The following is a 24,045-nucleotide window of genomic DNA, read 5'->3' on the forward strand; positions in this document are numbered from 1 at the left end:
GTTAGTGGCTCACATCACGGTGGGCAGAAGAATCCGACGTAACTCGCCGAAAACTCCGGTCAGCTGCACCATGCGATGGCTGCGCGTCGTCGCCGAGCGCACGCTCGGCGACGACGTCGAACAGCCTCGGCTCAGTTGCCTGAACCCGGGATCGTCAGGCCGCCCGGCAGCGAAGGCATCCCGCCGCCACCCGGCAGTGCCGGCGTCCCATCGGTCTTCGGTGCGCCCTTCTCGTCGCACTTGCACTCCGGCGCGGCGCCTGCCTTACCGTCGGGCGAGGTTGTCGATGGATCGGTCGCGCCGCCGCTCGGGCCGGACTTTCCTGCGCCGCCGTTGTCGCCTTGGGTCGCGCCACCAGCGCCACCGGCGCCACCAGCGCCGCCATCTGCGGGTGCGGCAACAACGGTGCGGCCGTCGGTCACGAGATCAGTGTGGAACGCGTCGGCTCCTGCGACGCCGGCGAATAGCAGCGACGCGGCCATTCCTGCGATGGCCACGGTTCCCTTCATGTGTTTCATGTGTAGCCCCTTCTCTAGTGAAGTGGTACATGCGTACATGCTGATCAATCGTTCAACACGTTAGTGGCTCACATCACATTGAGCAAAATGGTCCGGTCTACTTTCTGATTTTTCTGAATGTTCGCCAGTGAAATTCGCTTGCTTGGCAGCCTTCGAAATCGACGCTCGATCGCGCTCAATTGCGGGAATCGAGTGGATATGGCTGCGGCCTCGGCCGAGGAAATGCGCGAAATGTCCTATTCGATAATTCGATCCCGGTGGCGTCGTCGCCGCGGGAAGGCGGCGACGACGCCGAGCAGCGATCGGGTCCGGGTGACGGGTCACCTGTCACCGCCTGGCGGGGCGGTTGCTGCCGTCGCGTCGGAGGCTGAGACCGTCAGCGAACGAGCCGGCGGGCCGATCGTCGGGTTGGTCGCAGGACCGCACCGAAGTGCGCCATGCCGGCGTCTAGTTGCCGTTGGGCACACCCGACTCGTCGGGTGTGGCCTTCTTCTGCTCGCCGGGCGTGGCTTTCTGGTCGCCGGGCGTGCTTTTCTTCTCGGTCTTGTCGCCAGCACCGTTCTTCGTGCTGTCGTCGCACTTCGGATCCGCCTGCTGCTTGGCGGCTCCTGGATTCGCGCTACCGGTGTCCAGGCCATCCATGCCCGGCAACTTGGGCAGCTCAGGCAGGACGCCGTTGCCACCTGCGGCGCCTTCGGTCTTCGGGCAGTCGATCGGCGCCTTGACCATCGTCAGGTCGGTCTGTGTGGCTCCAGCGACGCCGGCGAACAACAGTGCCGCGGTCAGCCCTGCGGCCGCTGCGGTTCCTATCTTGCCAATCATGTGTGTAGCCCCTTCTTTCATTGAAGTGGTACATGCGTACATGCTGATCAAACGTTCAACACGTTAATGCTGAACTGGGGGAATAGGCGGAACCTGCCGGTAGCGCAGGCAAGTCCACCGCCCGCCGCAGCGCCCGGATGTCACAGTCGCGTGGCCCGCGTCGTCATTTGGGTGAAGAGCTGTCGAGACGCCGGGGCGGCGAGCCCCGGTTCGGGTGAGAGGCGAAGACATGACTGCGACGATTCTGGTCACCGGCGGTACCGGCACCCTTGGCAGGCAGGTGGTGCCCTTGCTGGTGGACGCGGGCGCCAAGGTGCGCCTGCTGAGCCGCAACGCGCACGAATCGGCCGACGGCATCGACTACGTGACCGGTGATCTGCTGAAGGGCGATGGCGTTGCCGCCGCGGTCGGCGGGGCCGAGCTCGTGCTGCACCTCGCGGGCGGCCCGAAGGGCGACGACGTGGCCACCGGACACCTTGCTGATGCGGCCGCACGGGCCGGGGTGCGGCACCTTGTCTACATCTCGGTGATCGCGGCCGACCGGATCCCGCTCGGGTACTTCAAAGCCAAGGCCGATTCGGAGCAGATCATCGCCGAGTCGGGTATCCCGTTCACGACGCTGCGGGCGGCGCAGTTCCACGATCTCGCGTTCACCGCGGTGCGCACGCTGGCGAAGCTGCCGGTGGTCCCGAACCCCGGCGGCGTGCGCTTGCAGCCGGTCGATGTGCGCGACGTCGCGGCTCGGCTCGTCGAACTGACGCTGGACGAGCCGGCCGGGCCGGTGCCCGACCTGGCCGGGCCGACGGTGTACGGGCTCGATGAGCTGGTCCGTAGCTATCTGCAGGCGACGGGGAAACGGCGGCCGCTGCTGCCGGTGCGGCTGCCTGGCAAGGTGGGCAAGGTGTATCGAGCAGGCGCGAACCTGACCTTCGACGGCACGCAGCTCGGCACACGGACCTGGGAGCAGTTCCTCGCCGAGCGGCTCGGCTGACTCTCGGGTGTACGCCGGATTCGGCGGGCGATCTCATGCGCAGGAGTGAGGCGCGGATCAGCCCGGAGAGTGAGGCCACGGTGGCAGCGGGCGGCCCACACTGACTCCTTGTGAGGCTTATCAGTGCGGCCGCCCCGGCCTGGCGAGCCGTCGACGACGCGACCCGGCGGGTGATCGAACGGTTCGAACGCATCCCGCCCGGCGCCGTCGATCTCGTGCTGACCGCCGTGATCACCGTCGCCAGCGTCGGCCCCACCGTGCTGGCAGGCCACCCGTGGTGGGTGGTGCTGCTCGCGGTCGTCGCGTCGGCGCCGGTGCTGTGGCGGCGGCGCGCGCCGGTCGCGACGTTCCTGGTGGTCGGCCCGGCGCTCACCCTGCTCGCCTGCGTGCACGCCATGCCTGCCCTGCCGTACGGCACCGTGATCTGCGCGTACACCATTGCCGCGTACAGCCCGCCGGTGCGGCGCCGATTCGCCTTCCTGGCAGGTGCTTTCGGCATCCTGCTTTCCCTGGTCATCCCCAACGAGAGCCTGGACTCCTACGGGTACGCCGCCATGTCCTTTCTGACCGCATGGGCGCTCGGTACCGGTGTCCGGGCGCGGCGGGCCCAGATCGAGATGCTCCAGGAGCGCGCCCGCAGGCTGGAGGAAGAGCGGGTTGCCGCCCTGGATCGGGAACGGCTGTGCATCGCCAGGGACATGCACGACATCGTCACCCACTCGCTCGGTGCGATGATCGTGCAGGCCGAGGCAGGACCGCTGTTCACCCGCGCCGACCCGGATCGCGCGGACGCCACCTTCGCGAGCATTGCCGATACCGGCCGCGTTGCGGTGCAACAACTTCGGCGCAGCCTCGGCACGCTGCGCGACGCAGCCGCCGAACCGAGGCACCAACCGGGCATCGAGGCGATCGCCGACCTGGTCGACCGCACGCGACGCGGCGGGCTCGCGGCGACGCTGAACGAGGACGGCCCGCGCCGCGCGGTATCCGACGAGGTGGCGGTCACGGCGTACCGGGTGGTGCAGGAGGCGCTGACGAACACCGGCAAGCACGCGCGCGCCACGAGCGTGCGGGTTTCGCTTCGTTGGTCGGATCAGACACTGACGGTGCGAGTTTCGGACGACGGCTGCGGTCCGGCCACTCCACCGGGAGCGCACGCGGCTGACTGCGCCGGGTACGGGCTGCTCGGCATGCGCGAGCGGGTCACCGCCAGCGGCGGCAGGCTACGGCACGGTCCCTCGGCGCACGGGTTCGACGTGGCGGCCGAACTTCCACTCGGACAACGGAGTTGAGCGTGCGCGTGCTCGTGGTGGACGACCAGGACCTGTTCCGTGCCGGATTCGGCATGATCCTCGACGCGCAACCGGACCTCGCCGTGGTCGGCGAGGCCGCGGACGGGCTGGAAGCGATCGACAAGGCCGTCGCGCTCGCCCCCGATGTGGTGGTGATGGACGTCAGGATGCCACGCCTCGACGGCGTGGCGGCCACTCGGCGTATCTGCGCCGAAACCTCAGCGAAAGTGTTGGTGCTCACCATGTTCGACCTCGACGAGTATGTCTACGACGCCCTGCGGGCCGGCGCGAGCGGGTTCCTGCTCAAGGACGCGCGCCGCGAAGAACTGGCCGAAGCGGTCCGCGTCGTCGCCGCGGGCGAGGCGCTGCTCGCCCCGACGGTGACCCGCCGCCTGATCGCCGATCTCGCCGACCGTGGCAGGCCGCGGCCCGAACTGGCCCGTCGCCTAGGCGAACTCACCGAGCGTGAACGCGACACGTTGCGCCAGCTGGCGCGCGGATGTTCGAACGCGGAGATCGCGACGGCCATGACGGTCAGCGAGCACACCGTGAAAACCCATGTCAGCGCAGTCCTTTCGAAGCTTGGCCTGCGTGATCGGGTGCAAGCGGTGGTGTTCGCCTACGAGGCAGGTCTGGTCGTACCGGGCGGCCTCGCCTGACTCGCTCCTGCGGGGGAGCCGCGATTGGCTCGTTTCGGCGATGTGCTCGGGCGGACGGGAGCCGAATATCGAAGTGGTGAAACGCTTTGTCCTCGCCGCATCGGCGATCGTGCTCTCTGCTCTGCTGTGGTATTTCGGCACCGGGTTGCGTCCGGTGCCCGGGTTGGCCTTCCTCGCACCGTTACCGGTGTTGCTGCTCGTCCCTCGGGTGTCCGCGCGGACCGCGTTTCTCGCCGGTGCGCTGTCCTGGTTGGGCGGTGAGGTGCGCATCTGGTGCTACCTCACCGACACCGTGGCACAACCTGTCCCCGTTGCGGTCTTGCTGCTCGGTGGCAGCGCCGTGCTGTTCGGTTTGATCGCCGTGCTGATGCGTGCGTTGCTGGTGCGCGGGCGGCCAGGCCTCGCGGCGCTCGCGCTACCGGCCGGCTGGGTGAGCGCGGAATTCTTGATGTCGGTGGTCGGTCCGTTCGGCGCGTGGTGGAGCATCGCCTACAGCCAGGCGGACGTGCTGCCGCTGATGCAGACCGCTTCGCTCACCGGGGTATGGGGGATCACGTTCGTGCTGGTGCTGGCGCCCTCGGCGATCGCGGTGCTGTGTGCACCGGAAGTGACTCGGGTGCAACGCCTTCGGGTAGGCGCAGCGGCCGCCGCGGTGCTGGTTGCGATCGGTGCGTACGGCGGCTGGCGGCTGGCGGTCGCACCGGAGCGCGAGGCGGTCGCGGTCGGGCTCGTCGCGGTCGCGCAGCCGCCGAAGTACGTTCCGGTGGATTCGGCCGAGGGACGCGACATGGTCGCGCGGGTCGTCGTCGAGATCGACCGGCTCGCCGATCAGGGCGCGCAGGTGGTGGTGTTGCCGGAAAAGGCATGGCGCGCCGACGACTCCACCTTGTCGCTGCTGTCCGGACCACTGACCGAGGTCGCGACGCGACGCGCCATCCATGTGGTCGCCGGACTGGTCCTCACCACGGGCGGCATCAGCTACAACGCCGCGATCGACTATCCGTCCGGGGTGCGCTACGCCAAGCACCACCTGATCCCGGGGTTGGAGGACGAGCATCGGCCGGGCACCCAGTGGCAGAACGTCCCCGATCAGCCATGGGCATTGGCGGTCTGCTTCGACCTGGACTTCCCCGACCTGGTCCGGGCGAACCAGCGCAGTGGCGCGACCCTGCTCCTGGTCCCCGCCCTCGATTTCACCGTCGATCGTTGGTTGCACAGTCGGATGGCGGTGCTGCGCGGCGTCGAATTCGGGATGGGCGTCGCGCGGGCGCCGCAACTCGGCGAGCTGGTGGCCAGCGATGCCCGCGGGCGGGTGCTCGCCGCGGCGGTCACGGATCTGACGGTGACGCGGTCGGTGTTCGCTCGAATCCCACTGACGTCAGGCGACACGGTCTACGTCCGATTCGGGAACTGGTTCGGCTGGACCTGTGTGCTGCTGTTCGGCGTCGTGCTCGCCGGATCGGTGTGGCGGCGCCGCAGGGATTGACGGACGGCGTTCGTGGTGCGGGAACCGCGGATTCGCGGGGCCGTTACCTGACCGTGACACTCTTCACATTCGCCTACTCCGGTGCAGGTCGCGCCGTATGCCCGGCCGTCTCCCGACCCAGGGGTGGGGTTTGCGCCGCGAGAAACGTGGGTATCGGTCTATTTCGTGCCCGGTCTCTGGTGTCAGGACCCGGAGGAGGCACGAAACAGGGTCCGTCCGACGGGCTGGAGAGGAACGTGCACGTGACTGCCGAGGACTCCGAGAGTTTTCCACTACGGCGATCGGTCGCCGCTTCCGCGATGGGCAATGCCACCGAATGGTTCGACTACGGCGTCTACGCGGCGACGGCCACCTACCTGACCGACGCTTTCTTTCCCGGCGAACTCGGCACCCTCGGCACCATGCTCGGCTTTGCTGTCTCGTTCGTGTTGCGCCCGCTCGGCGGCATGGTGTGGGGTCCGCTCGGTGACCGGATCGGCCGAAAAGCGGTACTGGCCACCACGATTCTGTTGATGGCCGCCGCCACCGGTGCGATCGGCCTGTTGCCGACGCACGCCCAGATCGGCGTGCTCGCGCCGATCCTGCTCATCACGTTGCGTGTCGTGCAGGGCTTTTCGACCGGCGGCGAATACGGTGGCGCCGCAACCTATCTGGCCGAATGCGCGTCCGACAAGAAACGCGGGTTCCTCGGCAGCTTCCTCGAATTCGGCACGCTCGCAGGCTTTGTCGGCGGTTCGGCGACGGTGCTCGCCTGTCAGCTGGCGATCGGATCCGATGCGATGCACGACTGGGGCTGGCGGATCCCGTTCCTGCTCGCGGTCCCGCTCGGCCTGATCGGCTGGTACCTGCGCTCGGCCCTCGACGAGAGCCCGGTGTTCAGCGAGGTCGCCGAGGAGAAGCGCCCGCCGGGTGGCCTGCGCGAGCTGGTGACCACCTATCGGCGCGAGTTGCTCACCATGGCCGGGCTGGTTGTCGCCCTCAACGTGGTGAACTACACGCTGCTCACCTATCAGCCGACCTACCTGCAGAAGACCATCGGCATGGGGGAGTCGGACGCGACCGCGATGATGCTGATCGGTCAGCTGGTGATGATGCTGGTGCTGCCCTTCTTCGGCCGCCTGTCCGACCGGGTCGGGCGCAGGCCGCTGTGGTTGTTCTCGCTGGTCGGTCTCGCGGTCCTGGCCATCCCGATGTACTGGCTGATGGGACAGGGCACCGCGTGGGCCATCGTCGGATTCGTCGTGCTCGGCCTGCTGTACGTTCCGCAGTTGTCGACCATCAGCTCCACCTTCCCTGCGATCTTTCCGACGCACGTCCGCTATGCGGGATTCGCCCTCGCCTACAACGTGTCCACCGCGGCCTTCGGCGGCACCGCACCCCTGGTCAACGAGGCCGCCATCGAATCGACCGGCTGGTCCTTGTTTCCCGCGGCCTATATGGTCGGCGCCAGCCTGATCGGCTTCGTCGCCTGGTGCTTCCTGCGGGAGACCGCGGGCACCTCGCTGCGCGGCACCGAGGTCCCCGACGCGGGCGACGACGCGCCTACCCTCGTCCCCGCCGGAGCGGCAATCGCGCCCTAGCCAGGCGGTTCGGAAAAACTTTGCGGGCAGCGATGAGTTCTGTGACGGTGCTCCGTCCTATCTGGTGAACGCGCTACCAACCCGGCGCGACCGACCAGAAGGACCAGCAATGACCACCGCCGACCCCACCGCCCACTTCTCCGACGACGCCGCCTACCGCCCTGGCAAGATCCGCAACCGCGTCCTGTGGACCCTGCAGATCGTGCTCGGCCTGTTCTTCATCATCGCCTCCGGCGGGCCCAAGCTCGTCATCCCGAACACCTTGATGGACAATGCCCCCGAGAACCTGACCATCCCCCTCGGGCTGCTCATCTTCATCGGCGTCGTCGAGGTCGCAGGCGGTATCGGGCTGATGGTGCCACGACTGAGCGCCCTGGCCGCAGCAGGACTGTCGGTCCTGACCGTGCTCGCCGCAGCCACCCAGGCCTTCATCGCCGACAAGCCCGCGATGGGGATCTTCCCGCTGGTGCTCGCGGTGATCTTCGCCTGGATCGCCTACGAACGCCGCGCCACCCTCACCGACCTGCGCAACACGCTGTCGCGATGACACACCCTTGAGCACGACCGGCGATCGGTGGCCACCCCCACCGATCGCCATTCGTGCGTGTACCGGATCGATCGCTTGTCGGGGTTGGCGGCGATCGATCCAGCGGCTACCTGGTCCGCGCCTGCTCGGCGCAAGGACCAGGTAGCCGCCGTCGCGTATCACAATGCGGTACCGCCGTTTTCGAGCGACTATTCGCGCGGCTCGAGGAGCTTGGCCAGCACCGTGGTGTCGTGCAGATAGCGTTCGTACGGGAAGTCGGCCGCGAGCAGGGCGTTGCGCAGCTCGTCGTAGAGCGGTTTGCCGGTGGTGTGGAAGGCGTTGCGGCCTGCTTCGGTGGTGCTGACCAGTCGTCGCCGTCCGTGCGCGGGGTCGGGGTCGACCTGGACGAGTCCGGCTTCCTCCAGCGGGCGCAATGCCCGGCTGATCGCCGGATCGGACACCGAAAGCGCCTGCGCCAGTTGGTGTTGGGTCACCGGCTGGATTTCCTCCAGCGTCCCGAGCAGCCGCATCTGGCTGTAACTGAGCCCGCCTGCGTTGTCCACGCGCCGTCGTGTTGCTTCCCCGAGCAGGTACACCACTCGATGCAGCAAGTCCGCGAGTCCATCGTCCACTCGTCGAGCATACTCAAGTCTTACCTGGTTAAGACTGCGGGCTAGCCGTCGGTGTGCTGGGGCCAGGTCTCCTCGATGATCAGGGTGCCGGTGCGCAACGCGGTCGCGTGGTGCTCGGCGACCACGTCGGGCGGATAGGTGGGCCACAGGGTGATGGCGCCGGTGGCTTTGTCGATGGTGCTCACCGTGCCGCCGATGGGTAGTGGGCTTGGGGGAGTGCGGGATTCGGTGGGCGGCGGTGGCACGAAGATGGCGACGACGACGAAACAGCTGTCGAATTCGGTGATCCGGTTGGCGATGCCACGTCCGGCGTCGTCGTCGAAGGAGAGATAGCGCTCGGCGAGACGCTCTGCTTCGGCGAGGGTCACCGGTGTGGTGCACTCGGTCGGGTAGGCATGGATGTCCATCGTGTCGACGGCGGCCACCGGTGGTGGCGCCAGCTCCTTTCCGCAATCCTGGTGCCCCACTGTGCCGTACGCGCCCGGCGGTTGTTCGCGTTGTCCGGGATTTGCTGTCGGACGGCGGGGTTTGCCGGTTGATCGAAACCTGTCGGATGGTCGTTATTCATGGGTTGGTCGACAACACAGGTCAATCATTCACTGGTTGGTAGACAACACAGGTCAGTCGAATCGCACCGTGGCGAGCATGCGCCTGGCCAGCGTCTCCGGGTCGGCGCCTGCGGCCAGGCTCGAATTGTCCAGTGCGCCTTCCCGCCACAGTGCGGCGAAGCCGTGCACCAGCGACCAGGCGGCCAGCTGGGTCGCCTGTTGCTGTGCGAGATCGCCGGGACGGATGGCGGACACACCGGAGCGCAGCGCCGCCGCCGAGGCGAGCCTGGCCTCGTGCAGGCGCGGGTCGTCGGCGCGTAACAGGGTGTGCCGGAACATCACATCGAAATGGCCGGGGTGCTCGCGCGCGAATCGGATGTAGGCGACGGCGACTTCGCGGAAGTCGGGCCCTGCCGCCGTGAGCGCGGCGGCGAGCAGTTCGTATCCCTCGATGGCCAGCGCGGTCAGCACACCGGCGCGGTCGCCGAAGTGATGGGCCGGTGCCGCGTGCGAGACGCCCGCCCTGCGGGCCAGCTCGCGCAGGGACACCGAGTCGACGCCGTCGGTCGCGATCTGGTCGGCGGCCGCGGCCAGGATGGTGGCCCGCAGATCGCCGTGATGGTAACCGCTTTTCGCCATGCCTCGATGGTGCCCGATAATCTAGCCATTGACAAGTTGTCGTCATCGGCGCTAATCTTTCCACTGTCAAGATTGATGGAAACACAGTAGGAGACCCTGATGGCACCGCTGGTTGTACTCACTGTCATCGCCGCTCTGGCCAGGCTCATCGGCTGGCTCGCCGGACTCGAATGGCTCGACTCGTGGCCACACGCCGTCGCGATCGGCCTCGCGGCGATGTTCGTGCTGACCGCGAGCGCGCACTTCCTCTCGCCGCGCCGTGAGGCACTGGTGGCGATGGTGCCGCCCGCACTGCCCAAACCGGCCGCGCTCGTCACTATCACCGGCGTGCTCGAACTGGCAGGCGCGGTCGGACTGCTCATCCCGGCGACCTCGGCCGTCGCGGCCTCGGCACTGATCGCGATGATGGTCCTGATGTTCCCGGCCAATATCCGTGCGGCCAAGACGGATCTCGGCATCAAGACCATGCCGCTGCCGCTGCGCGCCGTCGTCCAGCTGATCTTCATCGGAGCACTCGCCCTTGTGCTCGTCGGCTGACGACATCCATGGGGTCGACGGCAAAGCCCGCCCGCGCAACGATTTACGGTGCCAGGGCGGGCTTTGCCGGGTGCGCTCAGGTCGCCGCGCGCGCCTTCGCGATGGTGCGCCGCATGAACGGCCGCGCCATATCCTCCGGCAGGTTCGCCCACGCGAGGAAGAACCTGGTCAGCGGATCCAGCGCGAGGTGATGCCGCCCACGCTCCAGCCCGCGCACGGCGGCCTCGGCGACGCGCTCGGCCGACATCGGCTCGATCGATCCGGTAATCGCCTTGGTCTCCACCGGTTTACGGACATTCTCCTTGGCCAGCCCCGGTGTGTCGGTGTCGGCCGGATAGATCACCGTCACCCCGATGCCTGCGGGTTCGGCCTCGTAGCGCAGGCACAGCGCGAACTGCCGAACGCTCGCCTTGGTCGGTCCGTAGCCGCTGTAACCGACGATACCGAGGAACGCGCTGGTCGAGCTCACGAGAAGGACCTTGCCGCGCGACCTTTCGACCATCCCGGGCAGCACGCAGCGCACCGCGTGCACCGCGCCGAGATAGTTGGCGCTCATCTGCACCTCGAACTCGCCCGCCTCGACATCGAGGAACCGGCCGGGCAGCGTGAGCCCCGCGCAGCAGGCGAGTGCCTCGCACGGCCCGTGCTTGCCCTCCAATTCCGCGATGGCCGAGGCGAGTTGGTCCCGGTGCGTGACATCGGCGACGGCCCAGTCGCCGCCGATCCGCTTGGCCGCGTCCCGCAACGGCACCTTGCGCCGCGCGATCACCGAGACCTGCGCGCCGCGCCTGGCGAACGCGGACGCAACGGCGGCACCGATCCCCTCCGAACCGCCGGTCACGATGACATGCTTACCGACCCACTGCGTTCCGTTGCGACCGGTCATCGCGCGACCCTCAGGTCCGGCTCGCGGTGACGATCTCCGCGATCCGATCACGCCACAGCAGGTAGGTCCCCGAGCTGCCGTCGGTGGGCAGGTCGAGCAGCGAATCGTTGATCAGCGCATCGGTTTCCGCGACCGAGTGCCCGCAGAACACCCGTGCCGCCGCCTCGCTGTGCTCGTTGCTGCTGTTGGTCTGCTGCCTGATCTTGGTGACCATTGCGCAGCCCAGCGAGACCTGTGGCCGGTATTGCCCGGCGACCTCCCAGAGTTCCTCCATGTCAATGGGTTCCACGCCGCCGGCGAAGGTCACCGCGATGCCGACCCCGCTCCACAGATCGGCGTGGCGCTGTTCGGCGAAGCCGCCGATGCGTTCGGCCACCGCCTTCGGCGTGCCGCCGCCGATGAACCACAGCGCCCTGCCGAGGCCGTTGTCCGCGATACGCTGCAGGTTGGCGCGATCGCCCATCCATCGCGGGTACCTGGTGTCGATGTGCTGGCCGTCCACGTAGCGCCGCTTCTGGAAGAACGCCTTGTAGAAGCCGTACCCGTCCACCGCCAGCCACTTGAACAGCGGATGTTGCGGAAAGAGCTTCTTCCAGCGCTGCTTCGGGATCTTCGCGAGCGCCAGCCCGACCCCGACGACCATGGTGAGGTCGTGCACCTTCGACTCGGGCCCGACGATCAGATCGTGGGCCCGGTGTCCGGGCGAGAGCGAGTCGATGGCGGTGAGCCCGACGGCCGCACCCTCATAGGCGAATCCGCGATACTTGGGCGGCACCTGCGCGAGCTGGGCGACCAATTCGGCGTTGTTCGAACTGCGCACCGCCTTGTCGATCCCGCCGACCAGGTTCATCGTCACCTGCTCCAGCTCGAGCGCGGCATGCGGGTTCGACTGTTCGAAGCTCTGCATCACCGTGCGCACGCTGGCCGGACTCGGAACAAATAAGGCCGCGCGCAGCGGGCCCAAAGGTGAAGGCATGACAGGGTTCTCCGTTTCTTCATGGGATGAAGGGCCGATAGCCGCCGTCGTAGAAGGCGAGCGCCCCCGCGGCGGCCAGCGCGGGATCTCGTTCGGCGTGCACGACCTCGCCGATGACGATGCTGTGGTCACCGCAGTCGTGGATCGTGTCGAGCTTGCATTCCAGCCCTGCCACCGTCCGCGCCAGCATCGGCGCGCCGGTGTGCGGGCCCTCGTGCCAGTCCACCTGCCGGAATTGTGCGGAGCCATCGGGTCTCGTGGAATCGGCGAAGTAGCGGGCCAGTGCCTCCTGCTGCGCCGTGAGCACCGAAATGGCGAACGCGCCCGCCTCCTGGATCGCCCGATGCAGCCTGGCGGTGTGCGCGACGCACACCAGGATCAGCGGGGGATCGAGCGAGACGGACGTGAACGCGTTGGCGGTCATCCCGTGTGGCCGTGGCCATCCGGTGGTGATCACCGTGACACCGGTGGTGAACGCGCCGAGCACGCGGCGCAGCTCGGCGCTGTCGGTCATGGGCGTGCCGCCTCCTTTTCGAGCTCGGCCGCATTCGGCGTTGCCTTCGCCGCGACAACCGCCGGCTCGGCGGGCGTGCTCGGCGTCGCCGGTTGCGGCTGCCACCATTCGGCGATTCCGCGTGCCCACCAATACATTCCGCGCGCACCGCAGACGATGACGAGCGCGAAGAACAGGCCGTAGGAGATGTGCAGCGCGGTGACGATGCCGTACACGATGCCGACCGAGGCACCGAACATCATCTGCTGCTTCTTGCCCGTCGGCGTCGTGCCGGGGTCGGTGACCATGTAGTTGGAGAACAGGACGAACGCGAGCCCGGTGATGACCGTGAACGAGGCGAAGACCGAGACTCCCGGCTCGAACAGTCCGCGCACCACCGCCTGCAACACGAAGGCCCCGACCCAGGCCAAGATCAGCGGCATCTTCAGCGTCAACTTGGCGTTGAGCATGGTGCCGGTGAACAGCAACACCACGATGATGAGCGCGTCCGCCGGACCGGAGATGTTCTCCACGAAGTGATACGGCGGCGCGACCGCGATCATCGGGAAGACCAGGATGGCCACCACGATGCCGAAGTTCGACGGGTTCATGAAGTGCCGCATCTTGCCGTTGATCTTGGCCCGCAACACCCACTTCGCGCCGACGGCAACGGTGACGCCGAAGATGACCGGCCACAGCTGATCATGCGCGAAGGTCAGGAAGTTGAACGCGAGACCGGTGATGTGCGCGGGCAGCAGGAACTCGAACATGCCGCGCGGCCCACGGCCCATGAAGGCGGGCTTGCGCTGATATGCCCAGGACGCAAGGACTTCCAGGCCGATCTCCACGGTGTACGCGGTGGCCAGTGCGATGAACGGCCACAGGAACGGCTGTTCGAAACCGAGCAGCGGGAAACCGATGAGATTGAAGATGGTGATCGAGATGGCGAAGTTGCGCAGCGCGAGATAGCGCTTGTCTTTCACGGGCGCAGGAGTTTCCACCCACTCCTTGGCGAACTCGGTGCCCGAGCGCTGCAACGCGACGATGCGTTCGGTCGTGCTCGTCGCATGCCCGTCGCCGTTGCCGTCGGCGACTTTTCCTTCGGCACTGTGGCTTCCGACGCCATCGGCGCTGCCGTTTCCGGTGGCGTCGACACTGGGTGGTGATCCGTCCGGTTGACCGTTGGTCGCACCGGGAGTCGGCTTGTCGTTGTCGCTCATCACTTGACCTCCTGAGCACTGGAAGTGAGGCTCATCGTGTGCCAGCCCGGTGTGAGCTGGATCGTCTGCTCGTGCGGTGCACCCTTGCTGTCGCGCCAGCACAGCTTGACCTCGAGCGGCGCCTTCGGATCGACGTCGCCGAGGCCGAGATGTACCTCGGTGGCACGCTTTCCGGTGTGGCCGCTGCCGCCGTCGAGGTGCGCGGTGTGCAGCTTGCCGTCCGGTGTGCGCACCTGCACCTGCGCGTCGATGGCAGGAACGCCGAGCGTGGGAAGTCCGGCGACGGTGGTGGGAGCCGAGCCGTCCTTGGCCGGTTTGACCAGCTTCAGCCCGAGGAACTGACCGTCCTTCGCCCCGTTGTTGCGGTAGAAGACCGGGTCCGCCCACTGCCTGGCGACGGCGAAGCTGAGCGCGCCGCTGCCGGTGGTGTCGCCGACCGCGATGCCGCGCGAGGGGATCGGGGCGTCCATGCCGAGCGCGTGGGTGAGGTTGGCGAACTTGCCGTCGTCACCCTGGCTGAAGAAGCCCATGGGATCGCTGCCGGACAGGTCATCGCCCTTGGCGATAACCGGCCATGCCACTGGGTATTTCACCAGATCGTCGTTGATGGTGCCCGCTTCCTGGATCTGCGGCCACCGGTTGGTGTCGCCCTTGATCATCCCGGTCGCCTGGATCACCTCGTTGCGGCCGTCGTTGTCGAAGTCGTCGATCTTGGCGTCCCAGCCCCAGGTCTGCCACGCCAATCCGACCTCGGGGGCCCGGTTCTTGAACGGTGCGACGCCGTCGTTGAGCTCGGCGGCGGCATCCTCGGTGTTCTTGGCCGTGTTGTACCAGGCGAAATGCCCTTCCATCAGCGCGAACCGTGCGGCGATATTGCTGACGAACAGGTCGGGCATGCCGTCACCGTTCAGGTCACCGAAGTCGGCGGCCATGCCTTTGTACGAATCATGGCCCATGACATAGGATTTCGGGTCGGTGATACCGCGCTCGCCCTCGGCGAAGCCGAAGCGGATGTCACCGGGCTTGGACCGGTTGACGAACATCCGGTCCTTGCCGAAGTCGTTGGACACGTACAGCTCTGGGAGCTGGTCGCCAGTGAGATCGGTGGCGGCCGCGGCGAGCACCCACCCGGAGGATTTGCCGATCGGGAACGGCTGGGCCACTTCTCGGTAGTCGACCGTTGGTTCGGGGCCCGCGGTGGCGCCGTTCAGCGTGAAGATGCGGTTACCACCGCCGTTGGCGGCGTTGGAGAACGAGTCGGTCATCCACAGCGCGAGGCGACCGTCCTGCTTCAACGCGTCCATGTCGGGGAAGTAGTTGCCGATGAAGATGTCGGTGGTGCCGTTGCCGTCGAAGTCGGCGATGGCGACGGCGGCGGTGATCCAGCGCTGCCCGTGGTACGTGCCATCCTCGGAATCGGGGACCGGAACCAGGTCGACCGGGCGGAATGCCTTGCCGTCCAGCGTCTTTGCGTCCGACCGCTGCAGGTAGACGATCGGCGTGCGGCCGTAGAAGTGCACGAGCAGGTCGGTCCGGCCGTCACTGTTGTAGTCGCCGGGCACGCACCCGGCGGGCACCGCGGCCTCGTCCATCCGCAGCGGCGCCGGGTCGAGGATGAACGGCGCGTACCGGCTGGTCTTGCTGTCCGGGGTGGGGGTGACGTACACCTTGTCCGCCCGGACGTCGACCATGCACAGATCGTCGGAGAGCCGGTTGCCGTCGATGTCGTTCATCGCGGCGGCCGCGCCGATCGAGGAGATCCACGCCGCAAGGTGCTCGTACGGGTACCGCACGTCGCGGATCGTGCGATCGCTGCGGACGCCGTCCGGCATCGCGATCGGCATCGGCGTGAAGTCGAACCGGCTGGCGATCGGACCGCCCGCGTCGTCGAAGGTGGGCAGCAGCGAGCTGCGCGCCGGGATGAACAAGGCGCCCATGATCAACAGGGCTACCGCTGGCACCACAGCTTTCCGGAGAACTGATCGACTGAGGGGGATTTTCACGAGTTCTCCTCCTGGAAGAAAGTGGATTGCTGTCCTGCCGTATCGGCGAGTCCGTCGAGCACCTCGCGCAGCGCCGCCAGCGCCTGGTCCAGTTGTTGTTCGGTGTGGCGGCAGTTGATGAAGAAGCGCAACCGCGCCTCACCGGCCGGCACCGTGGGATGGGAGATGGCGTTGACGCTGAAGTCGCGCTGCAACATGGCGACCGCGCCGAGCACCGCGGGTTCGTCGGCGCCGGTGATGATCGGCGTGATCGGGGTGCCCTCCGAAGTGCCTGTGTCGAAACCGCATTCGTTGGCCCTGCGATGGAAGTACGCGGCGTTGTGGCGCAGGGTGGCGACCCGGTCCGGCTCTTCCCGAAGCACGGCAAGGCTTTCCAGGGCTGCCGCGATGGCAGAGGGCGCAGGCGAGGCCGTGTACATGCTCAGCCCGCCTGCCACATACTTGAAACCGTCGATCAGTTCCCGGTTTCCGGCGAGGTAGCCGCCGACGCTGCCGATCGCCTTGGACAGCGTGCCCATCCAGACATCGACGGCGTCGCCGGGGAGATCGAACAGCTCGCGCACGCCGAGCCCGTTCGCGCCGAGCACGCCGAACGAATGCGCCTCGTCGATCATGATCGAGCAGTTGTATTTGCGGGCCATCTCGATGATTTCGGGCAGCCGGACCACATCGCCGTCCATGCTGTAGAGGCCCTCGATGAGCACGAGCGCCCGGTCGAAGCTGCGCCGCGACATCTTCAGGATCGCCTCGAGCGATTCCGGGTCGTTGTGCCGGAAGTTGACTCGCTTGCACCTGGCCCACTCGGTGCCCGCCACCATGCTGTTGTGGATCAGTGAGTCGCAGACCGCGAGATCGCGCTTGCCGAGCAGGAATCCGATCGCGGCGGCGTTGGTGAGATAGCCGCTCGCGGTCACGATCGCGGCGTCGGTGTCGTAGAGGCCTGCGATCTCGTGCTCCAGCTGGCCGTAGATCGGGAGCTCACCCGCGACGATGCGGACCGCGGCGGCGGAGGTGCCGTATTCGTCGATGGCGTCCTTGGCGGCCTGCTGCACGCGCGGTGACGCGGCCAGGTCCAGGTAGCCGAAGCTGCTGAAGTTGACCACGTCTCGACCCGCCATCCGGGTGACGGCTCCGCTGACGCCCTCGTGCGGCAGGTAATACGGGTTCTCCAGACCCATCTTGGTGACGAACTCGTCGAAGCGGCCGAAGCGTCGCGCGGCCTCGAGCACGCCGGGGTGGTCCTTGAAGGAGGTGGTCGCCCGGTCGGCGGCGGCCTTGCCGTTGTTGCCGACGTCGGCGGTATTCGCCTGCCCAGCAACGGCATTCCCGTCACCATTGGTGGCCGCGCCGCCGCTGTCCGCGCCGCCGTCGCCGTGTTTGGCCAGCAACGCGCGCGCCAGCTCGCGCGAATCGTTCTGATCGATGGTCATTCCGTCTCGCTCCTCGCCATTCGGTCTTCTTCCTGCGCAATCTGATCGGCGAGCCGGGCGCCGAGCCCGCGCAGCGTCATGCCGATCGCGGCGAGCACCGACATCTGCACGCCGAGTACCTTCGCCACCCTGGCGCCGAATTCCATGCCCATCAGCGAGTCCATGCCGAGCTCGGGCAGCGGGATATCCAGGTCGACCGTCTCCGCGGCGACGCCGAGGACCGAGACGAGCTGCTCGACAAGCAGATACGCCACGACCTCACCGCGCTGCTCGGGACCGAGCGCCAGAATCTCCGCACGCAGCGCGCCGACCCCCGAGGTGCCGCCCGCCGCGCTGACGAGCTCGCCGAACCGCGGCGTGCGCGCCGAAGGGCGGTGCACGGTGGCCCATTTGCCCCAGTCCACGTCGATCAGCGCGATCTGTGGAAGGTCGATGCGCAGGCATTCGCGCAGATGCTCGGTCGCGACGTCCATGGGCACCGACCGGTAGCCGGTGAGCTCGGCATAGCGCACGATGGCGTCGAAGTCGGCCATGCCGCCGCCGCGCATGAAACCCCAGTTCACCGCGAGGGCGGCGGCGCCGCGGGCGCGCCGTGCGCCCGCCAGCGCGTCGAGCACCGAATTGGCTGCGGCATAGCCTGTTTGCGGGTTGATGCCGACGAGGCTGCTCGCCGAGGAATACAGCACGAAGTGGTCGAGATCGATCCCAGCGGCAGTGAGGGCGTTGTCCAGGTGCAGTGCTCCCGCGACCTTCGGTCCGAAGATCGCCGCCAACGATTCGGCGGTGATCTGCGGAACCTCCAGATTGTTGACCACACCGGCCGCATGGAAGACACCGCGCAGTGGGTGATCCTCGGTGCCACTGCGCTCGATCAGCGCCGCCACCGCGTCGTAATCGGACACATCGACGCGTTCCTCGACCACGACGACACCTGCTTCGGTGAAGTCCGCCAAGGCTTCTCGGGCCTCGTCAGTGGCGGCGCCTTGCCTGCCGACCAGCACCAGCCTGCGCGCGCCCTCGCGCACCAGCCAGCGCGCGGTCGCGAGGCCGAAGGCGCCGAAGCCGCCGGTCACCAGGTAGGACCCGGTCGACTTGATCGGCGCCGCAGGCAGTTTCGCCCGTACCATGGGCGCTTCTCGACTGAGATCGAGCACGATTCGGCCGGTGTGGGTGGAGCGGACCACCGTCTCGAAGGCCTTGCTCGCCTCGTCCGGACCGAAGGCCGTGTAGGGCAAGGCCTGGTAGATCTCCTTGTCGAGTGCGTCGATCACCTTCCTCGCGTAGGCGCGCACCAGCTCCGGCCGGTTGGCCAGCGCCCGGTCGACATCGACGGCGAAGAACGACAGGTTGCGGTCGAACGGGCGCAGATCGATGGCGCCGCCGGTGTAGATGTCGGCCTTGCCGAGCTCGATGATCCGGCCGAATTCGGCAACCACCCGCAGGTTTTGATGCAGGATCTCGCCGGGCGACGAGCTGTACACCACGTCGACGCCGCGGCCGTCGGTGACCCGGAGCACGTCGTCGACGAAGCTCACCGACCGTGAGTGGAACACTTCGTGCGCACCGAGGTCGCGCGCGATCGCCCGGCGGTCCTCGGTGCCCGCGGTGGCGATCACCGTGGCGCCGATCCGCCGCGCGACCTGGATCGCTGCCATGCCCATTCCGCCGGCGGCGCCGTGGATGAGCACGGTCTCGCCAGGTCGCACCCTCGCCAGTTCCTCGAGCGTGAATTCGGCGGTGAGCAGCGGCAAGGCCGAGCTGCAATGGCAGGGGTCGAACTCGGCGGTCATCGTCAGCTGCATCGGCTGCGTCGCGCCGTCACCGACCGGGATGGTGAGGAACCGGCTCAACATCCCACGGCTGCACAGCGACATCAGGTCACCGGGCACCACCTCGGTGACGCCCGCGCCGACCCGCTCGACGACACCGGAGCCCTCCATGCCCAGCCCGGTGCCGAAATAGGTTCCCGTCAGCTCTTTTTCGGTGAGCACGCCGAGGATCTTGAGCGGATCCTTGTAGTTCAAACCGACCGCGTCCACCCGTATCTCGATTTCACCTGGACCGGGCGCGACCCGCTCGACCTCGCGCCAGGACAGTTCGGACAGCAGCCGGGACCGCGGAATCTCCAGGCGGAACGACGCTTCGGTGTCGGTGAGCGGTGCGGCGGCATCCCAGGTCGCCAGTTGGTCACGCAGCGTGTGCCGCAGCTGGATCGCCCAGCACGCACCGGCGCGCAGCGCGACCTCGTCGGCGCGTCCGGCGACGGTGTCGTCGGCGAGCACCTGCGCGACCACGTCTTCGGCGGGAGTGCCCGCCTCAGCGTCGATCAGTCGCCAACGCGCGTTGGGCAGTTCGTTGAGCAAGGCGCGGCGCGCGCCGGTCAGCGCCGCATGCGGGATGTTGACGAACCGGTCGACCGGCAGACAGAACGCGTGCTCGGTCACCACGACGGCGCGTACCTCGGGCGGGTTGTCGATGTACTCGCCGAGCAGCCTGCTGACCGCCTTGGCGACGAGCACGAGCCCGTACACGTTGTGCACCGGGTCGAGCTCCGAATTCGCCACCAGCACAACCCGGCTGCGCTCGTCGCGTTCGTGGGCGGCGCGCAGCAGCTCGAACAGCCGGTCCGCCTCGGTGCTGTCCTGGGCGTCGAGGGTGCGCAGCTCACTGGCGGCGCGCACGGCCGCCAGCTCCTTGGCCCGCTGCGACACCGTGCTGCCGAGGCCGATCACCATCAGGAACTCCGGTGCTGCGGCGAGATCGGTCTCGACGGTCGGCTCGACGTCGTCGACGATCGACCAGACCGGTTCGTAGAACACCTCATCCAATTGATCGAAGATGTCCTGGCGCCCCGAGATCTGGGCGAAGCGCACGCCCGACATGGTCAGCGCGACGTGGCCGGCGGAGTCGGCGAGGTGGATGTCGGCGAGCAGCGGGTCGCCGGGGCTCCGCGAAACGCGTACCCATGCTTCGTCTTCCGGCAGCGGTCCGACCCAGCGCACCGCCGCGACCGCGGCGGGCACCACGACGACGGGCTCGTCGCCTGCCGACTGCGCGGACAGCGCCGCGAAACATTGCAGGGCGGCGTCGATGACGGCGGGGTGGGCGAGATGTGGCAGGGCAGGAGCGACGGCAGGCGGCAACGTCGACAGATCGAGCCGTGCCAGCACGCCGTCCGCGCCGACCCGCGCGATGTCCACGAGGCGGAATGCCGGTCCGTACGCCAGGCCGTGCGCGGCGAGGCCGTCGTAGAGCATGGCCGCAGGGATCTCGATCGCATCGGGCGGCGGCGTGATGTCGATGGTCCGTTCATCCACATCCGCCTCGATCAGGCGGCCGTAAGCATTGAGGGTCCAGGTGGTTTCGGTCGCCGCTCTGGAGCGCACGGTGAACCGGTGGGTGGTCTCCTCCACGGAGATGCGCACCACCGGCACGTCGTGTTGCCCGACGATCAGTGGCGTCGCGAACTCGACCGACTCCAGGCCGAAGGCGGTGCGGCCGGTGCGCACCGCGATGGCGCTGAGCGCGGCGTCCAGGTAGGCGGCGCCAGGCAGCACCACCGACCCCTCCACCACGTGGTCGCGCAGCCACGGCAGGGCGGTGATCGACAGCTGCACATCCCATTCGGGCGCGGTGGCGTCGGTCCGTTCACCGAGCATGGCGTAACCGGCGGTGGCGCCTGCCCGGTCGCGCGCGGTAGCCGGATCCTCGGTCCACAGCAGCCGGCGCTGCCACGGGTAGCGAGGCAGGTCCAGATAGCCGACCGCGGCAGGGCCTGCCCCCGGCGCCCGCGAAACCTCCAACGCGCCTGCGCGATACAGGTCCGCGACGGTCCTGCGCAGGTTGTGCTCGTCCTCCGCGTCGCGCGACAGGGTGCTGATCGCCGCGCCGGAGACCCCGCGCTGCACGAGCGCCTCGCGGATGTTGCCGCTCAGCACCGGGTGCGGACCGACCTCGAGGAACGCGACGTGCTCTGCGTCGAGCAGGCCGCCGATGGCGGCCGCGAAGCGCACCGGCTGGCGCACATTGCGGCACCAGTACTCGCGTCCCCATTCGGTGCCGTCCAGTTCGGTGCCGGTCACCGTGGACCACAACGGGATTCGGGTTGCGCCGGGACGCAGACCGGCCAGCACCGACCGGAGCTCGTCGAGGATCGGGTCCATCAGATGGCTGTGATAGGGCACTTCGACGCGCAGTGGCTTCGCGAAAACACCTTCCTCGGTGAGGGTTTCGCGCAGCGCGCCGAGAGCGGCGAGATCGCCGGCCAGCGTGACCGCGGACGCGGAGTTGACCGCGGCGACGCAGACGCCGTCGACACCGGTCAGCCGCTCCAGCGCCTGCTCCTCGGGCAGGCCGACCGCGAGCATGCCGCCGCTGCCCGCGGTGGTGGCCTGCAGCCGGGACCGGTGGTAGCTGACCAACAGCGCGTCGTGCAGGGACAGCGCACCGGAGACGTAGGCCGCGGTCACCTCGCCGACACTGTGGCCGACCACCGCGGACGGTCGGATGCCGAGCTCGGCCAGCTCGGCGGTGAGCGCAGCCTGCACCAGGAAGTTCGCAGGCTGAGCGATCGCGGTGCCGGTGATCCGCGAATCCGCCTCGTCGCGAAGCAGTTCCGCCACGATCGACCATTCCGCGATCGGCCGGAAGACTGCGTCGATCTCGTGCGCGACCGCCGCGAAACGGCCGCCTGCCTGCAGCAGTCCGCGGCCCATGCCCCACCACTGCGGGCCCATGCCGCTGTAGACGAAGACCGGCTTCGGCCCGGCCTCGGACAGGGCGCGCGCCGGGTTCTGGCCACGTCCTTCGGCGAATTCGGCCAGCTGGGCGCGCAGATCGTCGCCGTCGCGGTAGGCGAAGGCGGCACGCAGCGGATGGTGCGCGCGCCGCGCCCAGATCGACTCGGTCACGGTCGACGGGTCGACCGTCTCGGCGATGGCACGCACCGACCCGGCGAGTTCGCGCAGCGCGACCTCGCTGCGCGCGGACAGGGCCAGCACCGGAAATGGTTGCGGCCGTGCGTCATCGACCGTGCTGAGGGTGGGCGCCTGCTCCATGATCACGTGCGCGTTGGTGCCGCCGTAGCCGAAGCTGTTGACCGCGATGGCAGTTCGTCCGTCGATGGTCGGCATCGGCTCCGGCGCCAGCGGAACCCGCAGGCGCAGGTCGTCGAAGGGGATCTCCGGGTTCGGGTTGTCCAGCCGCAGTTGCGGCGCGATGGTGCCGTGGTGCAGCGTCAACGCGGCCTTGATGACGCCTGCGACGCCTGCGGCGGCCTCGGTGTGGCCGATGTTGTTCTTGACCGAGCCGACCGGCAGCGTGTCCGTCCTGCCCTCGACGGCGCCGTAAACCGTGCCGAGCGCGGTCATTTCGAGCGGATCACCGACGGCGGTGCCGGTGCCGTGCGCCTCGACGTAGCCGATCTGATACGGCTCGATGCCCGCGATGCGGTGCACCCGGCGCGCGAGTGCCTGCTGGGCGACCGGGTTCGGCACCGGGATGGCCAGCGTGCGCCCGTCCTGGTTGACGCCGCTGCCGCGCACGACCGCATAGATCCGGTCGCCGTCGCGCTGGGCCACCTCGAGCGGTTTGACGATGATCGCGCCCGCGCCTTCGCCGCGTCCGTAGCCGTCGGCCGTCGCGTCGAAGGTCTTGCACCGGCCGTCGACGGAAAGGAAGCGGCCCTTGCACATCGAGATGAAAGCCTCGGGCCGCAGGATCGCGTTCGCGCCGCCGACGATGGCGGCCTCGCATTCGCCTGCCTCCAGCGCGAGCACCGCCTGATGCAGCGCGACAAGGGACGACGAGCAGGCCGTGTCGATGGTCATGGTCGGGCCGAGCAGGTCGAGCAGGAACGCGATGCGGGCCGAGAGCAGGGTGTGTGACGCGCTGGTCGGGCTGTGACTGTTGATCGAGGCTCTGGCCAGCGAGCCACTGCGCACCAAGGCGTTGTCGTTCATGAAGCCGCCGACGAACACGCCTACCTCGCGGCCGCTCACCTTGCCCGCCATGCCCGCGTCGTCGAGCGCCTCCCAGGCCACCTCGAGCAGCAGCCGCTGCTGCGGGTCCATGATGGCGGCCTCGCGCTGGGAGATCCCGAAGAACTCGGCGTCGAACTCCCACAGCGACTGGGTCAGGAATCCGCCGTGTCGCGTGTACATCCGGCCTGGCGCGTCCGGGTCGGGATCGTAGAACTTGGCCACGTTCCATCGGTCGGCAGGTACCTCGATGATGCCGTCGCCCTTGTGCAGGACCAGCTCCCAGAAACTGGCCGTATTGTCGATTCCGCCGGGAAATCGGCACCCGATACCGACAATTGCTATTGCAGGCATGCAAAGTCCTCTGGATGTCAGGACATCGAAATCAATGCGCGGGTAGGCTGTTTCGGTGCCGCGCGTTCGAATTGTCTTGGAGAGCACCGTAACCGTGCGCCTGCCGCATGTGTGATTTGGCCGCGTCGTCCGGTGTGAATTTGGTTCCGTGGTAGGAGGTCTTCGTCCAACCATGGTAGGAGAAAGCTGTGATCAGGGTCAATACGGTTACCCGAAACCGGTACGTAATCCCTTGTCGCAGCCACCTATTGGGTCGGCATCTGTGCAGCATGACGGCATTATTCTGCTGTTATTACAGGGTTATGGGATTGCGCATGCGTGGCATCACAGTGTTATTCGTCCACCATCACAGTGTTATTCACGTCGAATGACGTTGTTATACCGGAGCGCTGACGTAGTTATTGTCGAGATGGTTCGACCCTCAACGATTTTCGCGGCTAGAATGATTCGGCGAATGTGTTTCCGGCGAAAGGCG

At 67.7% G+C, this 24,045-nt stretch carries 19 protein-coding genes; 7 read left to right on the plus strand and 12 right to left on the minus strand.

Features of this window, described 5'->3' with window-relative positions:
• Nucleotides 1-131: 131 nt before the first annotated feature.
• Nucleotides 132-518: a hypothetical protein gene (locus NA11_RS44680; protein WP_141717502.1), complete on the minus strand. Its 387-nt coding sequence runs from the start codon at nucleotides 516-518 to the stop codon at nucleotides 132-134.
• A 447-nt stretch (nucleotides 519-965) separates the two neighbouring features.
• Entirely contained in the window at nucleotides 966-1,340 is a 375-nt protein-coding gene (locus NA11_RS10075; RefSeq protein WP_069161533.1) for a hypothetical protein, read from the minus strand.
• 229 nt (nucleotides 1,341-1,569) lie between these two features.
• Between NA11_RS10075 and NA11_RS10080 the strand changes: the two genes are divergently transcribed.
• From NA11_RS10080 to NA11_RS10105, 6 genes are all read left to right on the plus strand, one after another.
• Nucleotides 1,570-2,331 (plus strand): SDR family oxidoreductase, encoded by a 762-nt coding sequence (locus NA11_RS10080; protein ID WP_069161534.1) that lies wholly within the window; start codon nucleotides 1,570-1,572, stop codon nucleotides 2,329-2,331.
• 110 nt (nucleotides 2,332-2,441) lie between these two features.
• The gene (locus NA11_RS10085; RefSeq protein WP_218023280.1) at nucleotides 2,442-3,623 is read left to right on the plus strand and encodes a sensor histidine kinase; all 1,182 of its coding nucleotides are present in this window, start codon (nucleotides 2,442-2,444) and stop codon (nucleotides 3,621-3,623) included.
• Nucleotides 3,620-4,282: a response regulator gene (locus tag NA11_RS10090; RefSeq protein WP_069161535.1), complete on the plus strand. Its 663-nt coding sequence runs from the start codon at nucleotides 3,620-3,622 to the stop codon at nucleotides 4,280-4,282. The genes NA11_RS10085 and NA11_RS10090 overlap by 4 nt, the downstream gene beginning before the upstream one ends.
• A gap of 76 nt (nucleotides 4,283-4,358) precedes the next feature.
• Nucleotides 4,359-5,768 (plus strand): nitrilase-related carbon-nitrogen hydrolase, encoded by a 1,410-nt coding sequence (locus NA11_RS10095; protein WP_167837611.1) that lies wholly within the window; start codon nucleotides 4,359-4,361, stop codon nucleotides 5,766-5,768.
• A gap of 299 nt (nucleotides 5,769-6,067) precedes the next feature.
• A complete protein-coding gene (locus NA11_RS10100; RefSeq protein ID WP_069161537.1) occupies nucleotides 6,068-7,348 on the plus strand; it encodes an MFS transporter in 1,281 nt (426 codons plus the stop codon).
• Nucleotides 7,349-7,457: 109 nt separating this feature from the next.
• Complete coding sequence (locus tag NA11_RS10105) at nucleotides 7,458-7,895, plus strand: DoxX family protein (protein WP_069161538.1); 438 nt, start codon at nucleotides 7,458-7,460, stop codon at nucleotides 7,893-7,895.
• Between the two features lie 188 nt (nucleotides 7,896-8,083).
• Here NA11_RS10105 and NA11_RS10110 read toward each other — a convergent pair whose 3' ends face one another.
• The 3 genes from NA11_RS10110 to NA11_RS10120 form a co-directional block, all read right to left on the minus strand.
• Nucleotides 8,084-8,506 carry a MarR family winged helix-turn-helix transcriptional regulator gene (locus NA11_RS10110; RefSeq protein ID WP_069161539.1) on the minus strand — a complete coding sequence of 141 codons (423 nt, stop codon included), beginning with the start codon at nucleotides 8,504-8,506 and terminating at the stop codon, nucleotides 8,084-8,086.
• Nucleotides 8,507-8,547: 41 nt separating this feature from the next.
• Nucleotides 8,548-8,973 carry an SUKH-4 family immunity protein gene (locus NA11_RS10115; RefSeq protein WP_141717503.1) on the minus strand — a complete coding sequence of 142 codons (426 nt, stop codon included), beginning with the start codon at nucleotides 8,971-8,973 and terminating at the stop codon, nucleotides 8,548-8,550.
• A gap of 153 nt (nucleotides 8,974-9,126) precedes the next feature.
• Nucleotides 9,127-9,693, minus strand: coding sequence for a TetR/AcrR family transcriptional regulator (locus tag NA11_RS10120; RefSeq protein ID WP_069161541.1), 567 nt, complete (start codon nucleotides 9,691-9,693; stop codon nucleotides 9,127-9,129).
• 99 nt (nucleotides 9,694-9,792) lie between these two features.
• Between NA11_RS10120 and NA11_RS10125 the strand changes: the two genes are divergently transcribed.
• Nucleotides 9,793-10,230 (plus strand): DoxX family protein, encoded by a 438-nt coding sequence (locus tag NA11_RS10125; RefSeq protein WP_069161542.1) that lies wholly within the window; start codon nucleotides 9,793-9,795, stop codon nucleotides 10,228-10,230.
• Between the two features lie 76 nt (nucleotides 10,231-10,306).
• Here NA11_RS10125 and NA11_RS10130 read toward each other — a convergent pair whose 3' ends face one another.
• Genes NA11_RS10130 through NA11_RS10160 form a run of 7 tightly spaced genes read right to left on the minus strand, consistent with a single transcriptional unit; the run spans nucleotide 10,307 to nucleotide 23,570 of the window.
• Entirely contained in the window at nucleotides 10,307-11,116 is an 810-nt protein-coding gene (locus tag NA11_RS10130; protein ID WP_069161543.1) for an SDR family oxidoreductase, read from the minus strand.
• A gap of 10 nt (nucleotides 11,117-11,126) precedes the next feature.
• A complete protein-coding gene (locus NA11_RS10135; RefSeq protein ID WP_084654447.1) occupies nucleotides 11,127-12,092 on the minus strand; it encodes a DUF1702 family protein in 966 nt (321 codons plus the stop codon).
• A gap of 19 nt (nucleotides 12,093-12,111) precedes the next feature.
• Nucleotides 12,112-12,606, minus strand: a complete 495-nt coding sequence (locus tag NA11_RS10140) for a flavin reductase family protein (RefSeq protein ID WP_069161545.1) — start codon at nucleotides 12,604-12,606, stop codon at nucleotides 12,112-12,114.
• Nucleotides 12,603-13,805, minus strand: a complete 1,203-nt coding sequence (locus tag NA11_RS10145) for an RnfABCDGE type electron transport complex subunit D (protein ID WP_084654448.1) — start codon at nucleotides 13,803-13,805, stop codon at nucleotides 12,603-12,605. The genes NA11_RS10140 and NA11_RS10145 overlap by 4 nt, the downstream gene beginning before the upstream one ends.
• Nucleotides 13,805-15,766 (minus strand): CRTAC1 family protein, encoded by a 1,962-nt coding sequence (locus tag NA11_RS10150; RefSeq protein ID WP_141717504.1) that lies wholly within the window; start codon nucleotides 15,764-15,766, stop codon nucleotides 13,805-13,807. Before NA11_RS10150 ends, NA11_RS10145 begins: the two co-directional genes overlap by 1 nt.
• Before the next feature lie 38 nt (nucleotides 15,767-15,804).
• Nucleotides 15,805-17,238: an aminotransferase class I/II-fold pyridoxal phosphate-dependent enzyme gene (locus NA11_RS10155; protein WP_069161546.1), complete on the minus strand. Its 1,434-nt coding sequence runs from the start codon at nucleotides 17,236-17,238 to the stop codon at nucleotides 15,805-15,807.
• The gene (locus tag NA11_RS10160; protein WP_069161547.1) at nucleotides 17,235-23,570 is read right to left on the minus strand and encodes a type I polyketide synthase; all 6,336 of its coding nucleotides are present in this window, start codon (nucleotides 23,568-23,570) and stop codon (nucleotides 17,235-17,237) included. The genes NA11_RS10155 and NA11_RS10160 overlap by 4 nt, the downstream gene beginning before the upstream one ends.
• Nucleotides 23,571-24,045: the final 475 nt, after the last annotated feature.

It is taken from the genome of Nocardia altamirensis NBRC 108246 (genome assembly GCF_001612685.1).
GTDB lineage: Bacteria > Actinomycetota > Actinomycetes > Mycobacteriales > Mycobacteriaceae > Nocardia > Nocardia altamirensis.